11 protein-coding genes and 2 pseudogenes are annotated in these 14,486 nt (G+C 58.5%); all 13 read right to left on the minus strand.

The window, feature by feature from the left end:
- Positions 1-279: 279 nt before the first annotated feature.
- The 13 genes and pseudogenes from AB3X98_RS00005 to AB3X98_RS00065 all read right to left on the minus strand — a co-directional run bounded on the left by AB3X98_RS00005 (position 280) and on the right by AB3X98_RS00065 (position 14,067).
- Positions 280-969 (minus strand): tyrosine-type recombinase/integrase, encoded by a 690-nt coding sequence (locus AB3X98_RS00005; RefSeq protein WP_368603069.1) that lies wholly within the window; start codon positions 967-969, stop codon positions 280-282.
- A 560-nt stretch (positions 970-1,529) separates the two neighbouring features.
- Positions 1,530-1,883 (minus strand): hypothetical protein, encoded by a 354-nt coding sequence (locus tag AB3X98_RS00010; RefSeq protein WP_368603070.1) that lies wholly within the window; start codon positions 1,881-1,883, stop codon positions 1,530-1,532.
- A gap of 354 nt (positions 1,884-2,237) precedes the next feature.
- Positions 2,238-3,185 carry a lysozyme inhibitor LprI family protein gene (locus tag AB3X98_RS00015; protein ID WP_368603071.1) on the minus strand — a complete coding sequence of 316 codons (948 nt, stop codon included), beginning with the start codon at positions 3,183-3,185 and terminating at the stop codon, positions 2,238-2,240.
- A 592-nt stretch (positions 3,186-3,777) separates the two neighbouring features.
- Positions 3,778-4,029 (minus strand): annotated as a pseudogene (locus tag AB3X98_RS00020) (energy transducer TonB); the annotation flags it as partial.
- A 765-nt stretch (positions 4,030-4,794) separates the two neighbouring features.
- Positions 4,795-4,983: pseudogene (locus AB3X98_RS00025) on the minus strand (J domain-containing protein); the annotation flags it as partial.
- 476 nt (positions 4,984-5,459) lie between these two features.
- On the minus strand, positions 5,460-5,687 hold the full coding sequence (locus AB3X98_RS00030; protein WP_368603072.1) for a hypothetical protein: 228 nt from the start codon (positions 5,685-5,687) through the stop codon (positions 5,460-5,462).
- A 196-nt stretch (positions 5,688-5,883) separates the two neighbouring features.
- Positions 5,884-6,177, minus strand: coding sequence for a TM2 domain-containing protein (locus tag AB3X98_RS00035; protein WP_368603073.1), 294 nt, complete (start codon positions 6,175-6,177; stop codon positions 5,884-5,886).
- Between the two features lie 53 nt (positions 6,178-6,230).
- Positions 6,231-7,022 carry a hypothetical protein gene (locus AB3X98_RS00040; RefSeq protein ID WP_368603074.1) on the minus strand — a complete coding sequence of 264 codons (792 nt, stop codon included), beginning with the start codon at positions 7,020-7,022 and terminating at the stop codon, positions 6,231-6,233.
- Positions 7,019-7,813 (minus strand): tetratricopeptide repeat protein, encoded by a 795-nt coding sequence (locus AB3X98_RS00045; RefSeq protein ID WP_368603075.1) that lies wholly within the window; start codon positions 7,811-7,813, stop codon positions 7,019-7,021. Before AB3X98_RS00045 ends, AB3X98_RS00040 begins: the two co-directional genes overlap by 4 nt.
- 40 nt (positions 7,814-7,853) lie before the next feature.
- Positions 7,854-10,871, minus strand: coding sequence for a tubulin-like doman-containing protein (locus AB3X98_RS00050; RefSeq protein WP_368603076.1), 3,018 nt, complete (start codon positions 10,869-10,871; stop codon positions 7,854-7,856).
- A 39-nt stretch (positions 10,872-10,910) separates the two neighbouring features.
- Complete coding sequence (locus AB3X98_RS00055) at positions 10,911-11,846, minus strand: DUF4384 domain-containing protein (protein WP_368603077.1); 936 nt, start codon at positions 11,844-11,846, stop codon at positions 10,911-10,913.
- Between the two features lie 45 nt (positions 11,847-11,891).
- Positions 11,892-13,208 carry a caspase family protein gene (locus tag AB3X98_RS00060; protein ID WP_368603078.1) on the minus strand — a complete coding sequence of 439 codons (1,317 nt, stop codon included), beginning with the start codon at positions 13,206-13,208 and terminating at the stop codon, positions 11,892-11,894.
- A 106-nt stretch (positions 13,209-13,314) separates the two neighbouring features.
- The gene (locus tag AB3X98_RS00065) at positions 13,315-14,067 is read right to left on the minus strand and encodes a hypothetical protein (RefSeq protein WP_368603079.1); all 753 of its coding nucleotides are present in this window, start codon (positions 14,065-14,067) and stop codon (positions 13,315-13,317) included.
- Between the last annotated feature and the right edge of the window lie 419 nt (positions 14,068-14,486).

The raw sequence follows: 14,486 nt of genomic DNA on the forward strand, positions 1-14,486 counted from the left end.
GTGAACATCGACTCGGTATAGCCGTCCGCTCCGCGCATCGCTTCAGTCTCAGTGTTGTCCGAATCTTTGTTTCAACGTTTACCCCTCCCGCCCGGATGACGTATGCGGGAGGTATTTCAACAGCCTGCTAGACAACAAACATCCGTTGTCCCACACTCCAGCCGTTTCGGCCTCAACAGTTTACGAAGTCAGACCGACGCTGCCATCCCTAACGCGATAAACGGCGTCCCTCTCAACAGAAAAAAATATTACATTATGCGCTAGCATAGCGTCGGTATTTTAGAGTGAAAAAAAGGAGCTTTCCGCACTGAATTCGTGACCACACGCAACAAATATTATGTTTCCCTCACTAACATAAATATGCGCATGCTCCAGGAGAACCCGAACAGTTTCAAGCGAGTGCCCTTGCGCGACGAGTCGACTGGCAAATGTCCGTCTCCCTGAATGGCTGCTGTACCCTGCCCCGAGGCCTGCGGCGCGGTGCAGACTCGTCACGTAGCTCTGCAGGCTGTCGGCAGCCAGATACTCGACAGCTTCGCCCTCGAAATTGACACGACGCTTCACACTCAGCTCGAACGGGCCACCCCACTGCGTGAGGATGAGTCGTGTGTGAGGCATGAGGCCGCGATACTCGCACTTGTCCAGCAAGACGCCATCAGCACGTATGTACCTCCACTCAACATATCGATCGAAGGCCTCGAGCGCCCACTGATGTGAGAGGAAAATGCAGCGCGGCCGGCAGCCCTTGGTGATAGATCCCGGCAAGGCGATTTCTTCGCGACGCGCGCCCGAACGTGTGAGCACGTGATTAACCTCCAGCCGAGCGATCTCGATCACCCGCATACCACAGGTGACGCCGAGTAGCAGGATCAACGTGTCACGTTCGGGGAAGCGGCTCGTCGCTTCAGTGACGCGCAAAAGGTGGCGGAATTTCGCGGGGGTGAGCACTTTGGCGTGTCTGGGTTCCATGCTTTCCTTCCTCGTAATACGCTCGTTTTCGAACTCTGTTACGAGAGAAAAAGCGTTGGGCGCTCCTTTCAAGTGTAAACCGCAAAAAGCCCCACTTCCTCGGAAAAAGCCCGAACACTGACCATCGATGCGCAAGACGCCCTCGCCAGCCGGAGGCAAACGACCGTGCACGCCACCCACCCCGCCGGCTGAAGCAAGACGCCGGGAACCGGCGTCATTGGGTGCCGGCGGTGCAGGCCGTTAGTTGCACATTCAGGCGGAAGACAGGCCTTCGGTCATTCACGCGGCCGCCCCCCTCACAAAACGGACCTTTGTGCCGTGATCGCGTCAAACCCTTCATCGCCGTTGCCGATGCACGGATATCAGCGTCAGGCGCTGAGAATCCATTTCCCGACATTCGGGCGTCGATAGCCACGAATGTCAGCTATCACTTCTCGCGGATGCGTAGCCTCGACACGGAATTGTCATTGGGTTCATGCAGCCGCAACGACTGCTTCAGACACCATTCAGTCGTTCAATTGATCGCGGCCAGTCGAGGAAAAACCCAAGACCCAACGAGTCTACTGATGGCTGATCTCCACTTGAACTTCCAGATCCTGTGAGAGGATCTTAAAAAAGCGACTCACAACCAATTCCAGTTCTTCATCATTGATCACGTTAGCTAGTTTTACCCATTGCCTGCCCCCAGAATCTTTGGATAAGTAAGCAGTCTGCCCAAAACTTTGAACTGTGTCGATAGCAGTCTTTAGCAAATGAGCCGTGTCTCCATACAACACCAGTCCGTCGCTTTTTACTGTTGGGGTTACGACGGAAAAGCTTGGATGATGTTTTCCATAAGAATTTATTACCATCCGCAAGAAAATCGTACTATCGCTAACAATTATGAATGAATCGCGCTCAATTCCCTCTTTCATCGATCGCCTGACAAATACTACGCGCTTGTTTATCATTTAATATCGCTTTTTAGCCGATTTGAAAATTTATTACTATCTTGGTTAACGCTGAGCGAAAAATCCCTGGAGATTTCTAAATTATCGGAGAACTTCACAATTTGCCAAGTCGGCGTCAACCGAGGAAAAAGACAGAATTCGCGTTGCCGACCAATTATGCTTGTGCCCCACTTTGACAGGCTCCCACTTGATTGTTCATTTTCCTCGCGCCGGCCCTCCGTCAAGGTGGGAAAGCTGATCGCTTACCATGTCACACTCAATGAACAATTGTGGACAACCGGCGCGCGTGTCGTCTCCGCAAGCGCGCCAGCATGTGACTTACTGGAACTGTTTCGGTTTTGACAGGTGGCTGCTAACGGCATCAAGGTCGTCAATACGGCTCTGATAGGCTTGCGCCATACAGTCGACGGTGGAACAAGCGTCACGCTCCTTTTTGCGCCATTCAATCTGCTCAGCTTTGAGAGCTTTCGTGTCGTCAGTCAAGCTCATATTTCGCTTGTAGGCCTGAGCCAGCTGAACATCAAGCGCGGAAAGCTTTTGCGATCCGCACACCAATCGTTCGGGACCGGTCGAGACTTTCGCGCAATCGAAGCTCGGCGCGAAGGTTTCCGATTGTGCCGGCGCTGCTGCAGTCTGCGCAGCCGGCGCCACATTGTTGTCCGTTGAGGCGGAAGCAGGCACAGCAACCGTCGGTGCCGGGTCAATGGTGGGCGGCGTGGCAGATGCTGCAACCGCTACAGGCTGCGCTTGCTGTTGCTGGTCCGCATTGATAACCGGCGCAGCAGCAGCTGCGGTTTGTGCAGTGCTGTCTGTCTTGGGCTGTTGCGGCTCAAGGCTTGCAATGTGATTCAGGTCGTCTGTAGAGATTTTACGCACGAAACCGAAGTCCTCCTGCGTGCCGTCGTGCAATGTGAGTTGCAGATGAAAGGAAGATTTGTCTTCGTTCCAAATCTCCCGGACGGTCCAGACCGCAGGCTTGCCCGTTGCCGCTAGAATGACGTTGAAATTAACGGTTTTGTTGACGTCGTCGATGGCACCTACTGTGACGGGAATAAAGCCATCACCAAACAGCACGCGGACCTTGTGGTCCGCATACTGGATGGTCATCAAAGTGTTCTCACTCTGCGCGCGCCACACGCCGGATATTTCATCGAGCATCGTCGAAGTCGGAGCAGTCGTTACAGTCGACTCCTTCTTCTGATTATCGCAACCCGAGAGCGCAAACATGCCCATGGCGAGCAGAACGACCAACATTTTTTTAATCATGAACGTAAACCCCTTTTGATTGGCCTAGACGCGGCGGAATTATTTACTGTCGCCTGCGCGCGGCAAGATAGCATGAAAGAATCTCTTCGAGAAATCAAATTACCCGTAACAGCGCGAAGACTGAATATGGGATATCGACCGCCAGCCGCCGGATCTTCTGGGGTACCGGCGTCGGCCTTTATAGTCTGGCAACACCCAATCCGCTGGCGGAGCAGTAGGCTATATCGCAAACAAATCACTCGATTTCGCCAGCCTTGGTACACGTGGTCTGAATGCCTCCGCGCATCGAACAATACCCGCTCCAACTCGCGATCATGGATCGATCGAAGGAAATTTGTTCTTCGCCGCTTTCTGGCCAATAGCTAACTATGTATCCGCATTGCTGACTGAGGAACATGATCACCGGCTTGTAAGGGCCGGACTTTTGCGGCGTCTGTTGCAGCAACTTCGCATCTGGACACGAAGCGCTTATGGCATCGAGCTTTTGCTTCGCAAGGTCATAGGCCGCATCGGCGTTCGCGTGCTGTTCTGCCTCGGCGTGAGCCCATGACAGCGCTGTGTCTCGACCATTCTGCGAAGTCGACGATGCGTTGCTTGATGGGCGCAACGTAATAGCGAAGGTGGCAGGTGCCTCACCATTGACGTCTAATGGCATCGGATCTGATCGCTGGACCGCTCGCAAGGCTGCCTCGTCCCATTGCACATTGCCGCTCGAGCGCGAGACCGACGCGGACAGCAGAGTTCCGTCGCGATTGCAGCGAACATTAATGGTTGCCTCCACACCGTCGGTCTCACCAGACCATACTATGTTCGGACGCACTCGCCGCGCCACTCGTTCGAGATAGAGCGATGAAGGAGAAACGTCCGTTCTCGGCCCGGTTGTATCAGGCGCTGACCGTGACCGGTACTCTGCATTCCCCTCCGTTGAAGACAAACCAGCATCGTTGGCCGGCAGTTGTGAAGCGGCAATGGCCGGCACGGGCTCATTCAATATCGCAACGAGCCTGTCTCGCTGTGCGTTAAACCAAGTCACGAGGCATGTTTTGTCGAAGCAATTTGCATTGCGCCAGTTCCAATTCTGCCGCGCTGCCTCCGCAAATACGCGTATATCAGGGGCTACAGCCTTGGCCTGTGCAAACACCGTCGCTAAGTTGAGATCCAGGGCCGCCAGCTCCTCGTCGCTACAGATTAGCTTTTCTGACGGCGATCGAGCCTTCTTGCAGTCGAAGCTGGTAATAAGGGGCGCCTTATAGACGACAGGCGCTTCCGGAGTCACGGCTTGGGAAGAAGAATCACCTACGGAATTACTGCTAGAGTAGTTTGTCGTTTCTGACCGGGAGTAGGGCTCGTGATCTGATCCTTTCGTCCCCACTCGAATGAGAACGGCGATCGCAATGCCAATGGACCACAACCAGCCGTAGCGCTTCTTCTTAGGCGGCACCGTACTGCGGCGATCGTCCGCGGGTTCCGAATTAGCGTTCGTCGACGCTTGCGCGCTATGACGCTCGGGTTCCGGCGGTGGTTGCTCGGGCGGCTTGTTTTGGCGTTCATCCGAGGTTGGACGAGGAGGCTCTTCCACTTCCGCAGTGAGCGTAGCGTCGTAACGACGTCGACTATCCTCGTCGCTGAGCACCGCGTATGCCTCGTTGAGGATCTTCATGATCCTCGTAGCATCCGGACTGCTGTTCTTGTCTGGATGATAACGCTGACTTAACGCCTTATAAGCGGCTCGAATGACCTCTGGTGGCGCGTTGCGAGATACCTTGAGATTATCGTAGTGGGTATGCGGTCGGGCCATCCTTGAATGCAATCTTTTTTGTCTGTCTCTGGTTATCGGCGCACCGAGATGGTTGCTTTAGTCGGGAGCCGCCTATCGATGCAATGGTCCGTCCAACTGAAGAGGCCTTTTTTGAGCTCCAAGGTTACTCAGAGAGAGAACGGTGAACTACCGCTTGGGGCAGCCGTTGTAGCGCAGCTGTACTCCCAAAACAAATGCTGGCGGCACAATGGTGTAGCGGATAGCACCCGCTCGACAAGAAAACACCAACGCACGACAAGCCATTGTTCCAGCGCTCGGCGCATCGGACGAATATGGCAGACACGCTGGGGACTGAGCATGCGCCCAGGCGCTAGAAGCGATCTTGTCCGAACTCAGCGCGCGCCAGATCAAAGTGCTGCAAGCTCACTATCATGTCCCCGAGCGCACCATAGCTGCGATAGAGCTAGCAAAGTTCATCCGACGCATCCATTGTCGCCGTCTTTTTCATCTGGACTCTACTGCGCCTGCGCGGCGGCATGTTCCTCAGCTGCCCTCTTTGCCTTTTCTTTCGCCATATGGTGCCCGACTGCGCAACCTACAAGTGCGCCGGCAACTGCGTGATGGCCAGCTACGTGCCCGGCTACAGCACCGACTGCGGCGCCCTTGAGACACCCTGCTGCAACGGCCTGACCGGCGCCGAGGCTCAGAGTGAGTGCTATCACCATACAGCTTACCATCTTCATGATTCTTTCCCTTATTTTGTCGGAACGACAACTCTTCCACTGCCCCGCGCACCGCACTGGACGGCCCGGAGAGAAATACGTCAGCTGTCAAGCCGTACGAAGTCGTTTCAGTAAAGCGTGCGTCGAATGCTGCGCTATTCTTGACCCCCCCTCGAAATCAGCGAGATTGAGAGGTCGCGCACAGACCAAAACGACTTCAGCTTATCTGGCCTGCAAGCGCCACGTTATAGCGCCGTACAATGCCTGGCAGCATGAACGCATCGACCAATACCCAGATTCCAACAACAATCAGCAGGAAAAAACCGATGCCTGCCCACGTCGTCGCCGCGCCGACCAGCGTCAGGGCAATCTGTGCGATGGCAGTCAGCGCCCTTCCGGTGTAGAACCTGTGTGCCCCGAGGTAGCCAAGAAAAAACCAGAACAGAAACGCGACGCCTACACTCTTCTTCTGCGCGTCGTAAAGCATCATGTTGCGCGATGTGTCGTTCATATATTCTCCCAAGAGGAAATCAATCGATTGTCACGGGCATGCTTCTGCACCGCTTATCGATAGCGGGCGACGAGTGCCTGATAGCGCACATCCTGTCGCAATGCCTCGAATTCGGGCGTTGCATCCAGTGTCGCGAATTGTCGGTAGCCGTGTTTAAACGCCTGATTCAGATAATCGATAGCGCTATCTGCATCAGAACGTTTCGCCGCCAGAACTGCAAGATCGATGTCGACGAGCGGGTGCGCCGACGGCGCTACCTGGGCCTGGGACAGCAGTTTTTCGGCTTGCGCGTCTTCACCTGCCCGCAGCGCCGCCTCTGCCTGCTGCATGAGCCCCTGCGCCGTATCGTTGCTCGCAACGGGCGCCGCAGGGGCAACCTGCCTAACCTCAACAGACCGTGCTGCTGGCGTGACGACCGATGGTCCAGCTGGGACGACCGCCTGAACCGCATGTTGCGCTGTTGCGGTGGCGACATCGGTCGTCCCTACCGGCGAATCATCTACACGCCGGTAATACACCTTTCCGATAATCGGCACGTTCACGTACACGCGATCGGGACTCACGAAATAGAGCGATATCCCCATGCCGTAGGTCGTATCGAGCACCGCCTCATCGCCCTTGCGCTCAATGCCGTCGAGCGGGATTTTCGCGTCCATCCCCGGACTCGAGATCGCGTCCTTGCTGATCACGACATCCGGGCCGAGTGGTAACTTCACGCTGTAGACCTGCATGCGCTCCGCGCGCCAGTGCCCGAGCACCGACGCACCATCGCTCCTGGAGCAGCCCGCAGCCAGCGCGAGGGGAACCATGGCGGCGATGGCCACCAGCCGGATCGGCAGCATCACGTCGTGGCAGCGCGATACTTGCTGACGAGCGCGGTAAAGCGCGGATCGCGGCGAATATTATCCAGATCCGGGTCCTTGTCCATCTCGCCGAAGTACGCAAAGCCATTGAGGAAGCTCGCCTCGAACTGCTTCAGTGCGTCGTCGGTGCGGCCCTGCTTCAGGCGCAACACGCCCAGGTTGTAGTAGACGAGCGACTGCTTCGGGTCCCGCGTCGCCGCGTCTTTGAGTTCCTTGTCGGCATCATCGAGCTTGCCTTGCGCAATGTCCGCGATGGCAACCTTGATCATTTCCTTGGTCGCGGCGTCGTTGCTGGCCGCCTCGGCCCCAGCGGCGTCACCCTGTGCGAGCTTTGCGTCTCCCGACTTGCGCAGCGCGGCGATCTCGGCTGCGCTCGGCGCAATGCCGCTTGCGGCTTGCGTGGCCGGCGGCTGTGCGTCGCTTGCCGCCGCGACAGTCGCCGATGCAGGCGCGGCTGCCACTGCTGCGGGCGCAGACGCCTGCATTTGCGTTTGCGCCTGGGTTGCGCTATACGCGTCCTCAGCTGCCGCGCCGTGCGTCTTCTTGTAGTAGACCCCAGCTCCGCCGCCTGCGAGCGCCAGCGCGACAACGCCCGCCACTGCCGCAACGATCACCGGCTTGCGCGGGCCGCGCGCGGAGACGGGCTTGATCTGCTGCTCGAGCAAGGTTCCACAACCCGGGCAGCTCAGATCCTCCCCCGGCGCACGCTCGAAAAGCTCCCCGCTGTTTGCGCGCTCGCAGTCGCCGAGCGTCGGGCACTTGTAAATCGTCATGTTGGTCCTTGTGTTCTCTTTATCGTTCGGATCACCGCACTCAAGCGGGCTCGGCCGCCGCATTGGTCAAACCAACGATCTCGCGCACCAGCGGCTTCATCCGTACCAGCGCCCTGTACGCCGGGTCTTCGGTATCCTCGCCACTCTTTTCGAACTGCTCGCGAGCGAGCTTGTTGAACTGCTCAAGGAGCGCTTCCTTCTGCTCGCGATGCTTGTAGCCTGCGTCAAGACGGCGAGCGATCTCCTTCTCGATCAGCTCCTGAACTCCCGCTGCCTGGTCGCCCTCAAGCACGTCCTGCCAGGTCCGCCCCGCCAGCACCTTCGAGGTGGGCAGCCCGTCGCTCTCGTAGACGAAGACCCATTCCGGCTCGCCAGTGGTGCGGTTTTCGCGCAGCTTGATCATCTCGAGCAGGCGCCCGATGAGCCGGTACGGCTGCCGTTTGGCCTGGTTCGCAATTTCGGTTGCGGTACGCGCATAGAGCGGCGGCAGGTTCTTCCCGTTACCGGCGCCATGCAGCAGCCAGGATTCGTTGTAGTCACCGAGCAGGCCATCGTAATGACGCTTGAGCATCGCGAGCGGTTCAATGAACCGCACCGGCATCAGGGATGCAATCTTCATGATGACGATCTCGTTCGAGAGCTTGCCTGACGCGACGACCGTGTCGGACGCGGGGTCCTTCTGTGCCTCGAAGAGCGCAGTCAGGTTCGCGTGGAAGTCCTTCTGGCTTTCGCATTCGGGCAGGAACACGCCGACCGTCCTCGCTGTGCCGCGCGAGCCGCCCTCGTTGCCGGCCACCATCCGGTCGACCTCGGTCTTGTTGTACTGAAGCATCGTCCCCGAGGTCTCGTAGAGACCCGAGACGAAATTCTTCAGTCCGCTGGGATTCGCGTCATACTGCTTTTGCAGACGCTCAACGATATTGACGTGCAACACCGGTGGCAGATTCTTCGAGATCTCCGCATGCGCCGACTCAACGATGCTCGCCGACGCCTGGGTGATCGTCGAGAGGATCGCCCCGAGCGACAGGCTACGGGAAAGCTTGTCGAACGAGTCCGCGTCGGTGCCGGCGAGATCGATGATCGACTGACGCACACGCTGCGTGCGCGCGGCCTGCGCCTGCTCGTCGACGACGACAGCCTTCATCACATTGGTGATGGCGTTGCGATCGAAGATGCGCTGCTGGTAGATCGCATCCGCGCCCTCAAGACGCGCGGCCTGTTCCTGACGCACTCTCTCGGTCGCAGCGGCGAGATTCTGGTGCAACTCGTCGATGAGGCCGCGCAGCGTCGTGAGACCGTCCTTGACAAACGGCAGCAGGCTGCTCGCAAAGCGCCGCCCCTCGTGGAGCGTGCGAAGCGCGTACAGATCCTGATGCTGGTTCGCGATGTCCGCGAACAACGAGCTGCGCTTGTCGGTCAAATGCTGGCCAAAGAAGCCCACCTTGTTAAACTGCGTCGTCAGCTCGGCGATGCGCTGCAGGATGGCCTGCTCCGCCGCGGGCGCCTTTGCGATTTCTTCGTTGAACACGGCGAGGCGCTCGTCCAGCACCGCGAGCTGCGCATCCACGAACTGACGCAGCTGGATAAGCGAATGCGTGCCCACCTTCCACTGGCTGAACAGTTCCTTCTCGATCACCGAACAGATGTGGCGCGCCATTTCGGGACGCGCGTTGCCCTTGATCTCGTAGAACTTGCGCACGCCGCCCATGGTGCGGTACGTCTCGTCGAAAACCTTCGCGAGACGCATATTGAGCGCGTGCGTCCAGTTGGTCTGTTCGAGCGTCTGGTCGGCCTGGATCTCCGGTGCGAGGCGGCTCACGATCTGCTTCCAGTACTCGCGCGCCGGCTTCCACATCGAGTTCTTCGCATCGTCTTCCAGGATGCCGGTCTCGAGCATCAGATGCGCGTCGCTTAGCAGCAGCTGGCGTGCGACTTCGGGTTTGCGCACCTCGGAGCCCCAGTCCTTCTGCAGAGGCTCGTCGGCATAACCTTCGCCCTGGCGAAAGTTGTTGAACATGAGCTGGCGCGTGGCCTGTTCCGCGAACCCGTAGGCCAGAAACTCCTTGATCTCCTGCTCCGGCACCACGATGCGCTCGACGCCAAATGACAGAAACAGCTTCGCGCGTGCCTTGCCGATATCCGCTTCGCTTTCGAAGTTCTTGATATCGTTCTCGCCCTTTTCCGCGCGGCCGAGCCCTTCCCACTGCTTGTTGAGCGTCTTCTGGTAGATGAACTCAGCGACAACGCGCGGAATCTCCGTGTCGACCTCGAACTGCAGGTTGTGCTCGTTGAGATTGCTCACGAGATAGCAGCCGTTGAAGTAGACGTCGTGCTCCATCGGAGAGCCGTCGAGCACATTCGCGGGATGATATTGCCCGACCGCAATCGCGTTGAGCTCGGCGAGCGCCGCGTAGCCATTCGCGTAGTAGTTCGAAAAGCCCGCCACGTCACGCACGCGCTTCGAGTCCTTCTCCGGCAGCAGCGCGTAGATGAGGATGCGGTGAAGATCCGGATTGGGATACTTGTTGCGGATAAGCGCGACAGCGTCCACGACCGATCCGCTACCGGTGCCGCCCGCAAGCCCGCAGACAACGTGAATTGTCACGCCCGTGCGGCCCGGTCCGCTTTCGAGCAGGCGCATGCGGTCCTCGACGGCCTTCACGAATTGTGGGGCATTCTGCGCGAAGACGAGGCGACCGAGCTTGCGGCGCTGCGCTGCACCCGCGATTCCCGGCTTGACGAAGCCGAAGATGCTGCGCGGCTCGATCCAGTCGCGCAGGCCCGGGAACGAATCGGGATCGTCGAGCACGGGACGCACGCTGCTCGCTGTGTTGACGACGTACTGGCTGCGCGCAAGATCGATGTCCTTGCCGAGCACCTTCCATTCGTCGTGCTTGTCGAGCTCATCGGTCGACGTATCGACGTAGAGGTACTCGAAGCACGCATCCGAAGGACTGTTGCCCTGCGCATCGCGATTGCGTTCGATGGTCTTGCGCAGGTTGCGGATGATTTTTCCGCCCGAGCCGCCAAGGCCGATGATCAGATGGTTGTGTTCCATGGTCGAAGCTGTCCGTTCAGAGGTCCATGACGACGTGCGTCACTCGTGGGCGAGATTGATCTTCAGGTAGAGATTCGCGGCTTCGGGCTTCTTCGCCTGCTTGACAACGTAGGATGCGACCTGGCCACCTGCAGCAGGCGTGGCGTCGTCGCTAAAGGCGATTCCCTTGGCGGCAAACTCCTGAGTATCGTTCGCCGCTACCTTCGCGCCGCAGCCCGTATTCGTATCGGGCGCAAAGGCGATGCCCTTCGCGGCGTAACCGGTGCCAGCGTCCGCAAGACTCAGCGCCGCCGCGCCGCTCGCCCCGGTGTCCGCCGCAGCCGTCGCGGCTACAGGCGCTGCTGCGCACGAACCCGCGTCAGACGCAGTCTGCGTCAGGGGCGTCGAGACGAGATCCGGTGCGACGTGGCGCAGGCGGCGCGTGACATCACCGTGCTCGCGCTCGGGCGTGAGATAGACCATCAGCTTTTCCATGCCCGGATTGCTGTCGAAAACGAACGAGCCTTTGGCCGGGAAGAAAACGACGCCCATCGCGTCGACGAAGTTGTCCTGCGACGCCTGCGGGTAGATCTGTGTTACGGTGCCGTCCGGTGCTTCATTGAGAATGTAGACGTACGAAGGCCGGTTGACCTTCACACCGAGCTGGAAGTGCTCGCCGCTCTTGAACACGCGGCGCGCCAGAACGTCCTGCGTGGTGCCGTCGTTTTCCTTGAGGCGAATGAAGTAGCTTGCGCCGATCCGGGCGACCGTCTTCTTTTGCGAAACCTTCACGATCTTGCCAGCGCCGGCCGTTTGCTGGACGCCGTCGGTCGCTGGCGCAGACGCCGCCGCGACGGCGGTCGGCGATGCGCCGGTGCCCACGGCAACTACGGCGTTGTCTTGTGCGAAGAACAGCGATTTCGCCGTGAATTCGTCTTCCGCGAAGGCGTGGGATGCAAGCACGGCCAGCGAAAGCGCGACGAGGGGATACCGCATGTCGATTCTCCTATGGACTAACGTCTGCGAGCCGAGCCCGGCCGCTTACTGATAAAGATCGTTCTGCTGATCGGGAATGGTCGAGTACTGGCGCGGCGTTTGATGCTTCCCGCCGTTAAGCGCTTTTTGCGACGTGAAGGTCTGCGCGTCGCGGAACGCGGGGCCGAGTTGTCCCTTGTAGTGCGCAAGGTATGCGAACAGCGACTGGGTGAAGAACGATCCCGTGAGGGTCTGGTCGGGCGCGAGCGGACTCGTGAAGTGGCCTGACTTCGGGCCGAGCGATTCCTCGTCCGGGCTCGTTGCAGTAATGATGTTGTACCCACTGCGACTGCGATCGATCGTCGTTCTGACCGTGCCACCCTGCGTCGCACCGTTGCCCGCATCGTCGGCGAAGTGGATCCCCTTCGCGGCATAGGCCTCGCCCGTCCATGCAGCCAGCGAAATTCCCTCGTGCTCGCTTTTGCCGCCGTTGGCACGCAGAATGTAGGCCGTGCTGTCATCGGCGATATCGTCGAGCATGTCGCCGCTATAGCAGGTGTCGATCACAACGCGCATCGTGTGGCTAGGCTTGCGTGCGAGATTCTGAACCAGCGTATCGGGCACCGAATGCGCCTGGAAATGCAGCAGGACTTCGGTGCGGTCGTTCGAGCGGACCGTGCTCTGGTCGCCCGAGTCGTAGGTCATGATTGACATCTTGCGCAGATCCCGACCGCCCGGTGTCGGTACCGGCGCGTTGCCGTGACTCGAGATGTAAATGAAAACGTCATCGTTCGGCCCAATTTCCTGGTCGAGCTTCGCAATCGCAGCCGTGATGTTCGCCTGGGTCGCGCGTTCGTTGAGCAGCGCCGTGACCTGATAACCAGCCTGTCGCAGGTAGCCCTGGACGACGACGGCATCGTCAGCGCCCAGGATGTCTGGCAGGTGGTACGGATCCGCAAAATGATTGATACCGACGACAAGCGCCCGCCGCACGGGCGTTGCCGACGCGTGCTTCTGCGCCCGCGCGTAGTCCGCGAGTGCCTGACCGGCGGCGGCCTCCCAGCGCTTGTGGTCAATCCGTTCCGGATAGATTGGCGAAGTCGACTTCAGCCCCACGATGGACTGTGTAATAAGGAATGCGGTGTCGACTTCGTCTTCGTTGCGATATTCGCCGGCGAGCTGGATTCGGCCGGTGCTATCACGCACTACCGTTGCTCCCGCAAGGCCATGTTCGCGGAACTTGACCTTGATCCGATTGACGAGTGACGGCGGAACATCGTAGCTCTTATAGGCGTTCTGGAAACCCGGCAGGCTACTGGCTGCGCAGGCTGAAAGCAGCAGCGATCCGCCCAGGACCATCAGGCGCACTAGAAACGTTTTCATTGGTTGACACGTAGCAAGGCAGTCGAATGCGCGCCACCGAACCCGATGGCGCGCGCATCACCCCGTCCACAGGCGAACGCAAAACAGCGTGCAGGAACCGCGACGCTTATTCGGTGACGGTAAATTTCTGGGACGCGACGACCGGCGCTTTTTCGCCTGCAGCCACACTGAATTGCACGCGGTACACGCTGCCCGCCTTGGCATCGGGCGGAACAGGAATTCGCACAACGTCCGTCTGCTCGCCCGGCTCGAACGTGTGCTGCTCCGAAGTCTGGCCGGGGAACTTCAATTCCGTCTCCTTGCCATCGTCACCCACAACGAACAGCTTTCGCTCCACGGTAGCGGGCGTCTCAGCGCCGTCCGGCGTCATGACGATAAACGCGCTGTCGACCTCGGCCTGACCAGCGGCTTTGACCGGTCCGGCAATATTCACTGACTCAACACGCGTCACGATGCCCTGGCTGGGGCGATAGTGAATCTGCTTCTTGACGTTGTCGTAGTCCTTGGTGCGCTGGATATTCGACTCCGGCATCCAGGAGGGATTTTTTTTGTAGCAGGTATCGATCGCCGTGTAGTAGGCGGTTGCGAATCCCGCAATACCACCAGCCACACCACCAGCCACCGCGCCAATCAAGGCAGCCTTACCGGCATCCTGATTCTTGTGCGTCACAAGCATTGCAGTCAGCCCGGTGATCGCACCGATCCCCGCTCCCTTCGCCGTCGTCAGGACCTGCTCCTTCTTGACACACGAATTCAGCTCGTCGTTGGCTGATTCCTGTGCCTGAGCAACCCCGCTCGTGAACAGAACTGCCATCGCAACAGCAATACATGCCTTACCGGTCGTTTTCTCTTTTCTCATTTTTCTCTCGTTAACTTCATGACTTGATAGAGACAGGTTACCTGCTCCGCGCAGAGCCCCAGTGCGCATTTATCAATGCCGCGCACCGTGAATTACTTCGATAGCGCGGTTCTTATGCTCGTGATTGTCGGCAGAATCCGACGGAACTTTAGCACCCCGGATGCATCATTGTGAATGATCCCAGCAATGTTCAATCTATGCGTTTTGCAACCCGCCTGATGTGTCGAATAAAAAGCTTATGGCAAACGTTTTACATCCCCGATTTCTACAAACGATGTAAATATCGGCCCTTCGGATTAGCCCCCCTGTCATCTACTGAAAAACTGTCCGGGCGGTCGCGTTTTCCTGAGCAGGTTAAAAGCGCGACCTCCGACGCCACGTGTCGGCAATCAGAATCCCTCACACCTTTGAGACGACCC

Source organism: Paraburkholderia sp. BR14312 (assembly GCF_040948675.1).
GTDB classification, from domain to species: Bacteria; Pseudomonadota; Gammaproteobacteria; order Burkholderiales; family Burkholderiaceae; genus Paraburkholderia; species Paraburkholderia nodosa_A.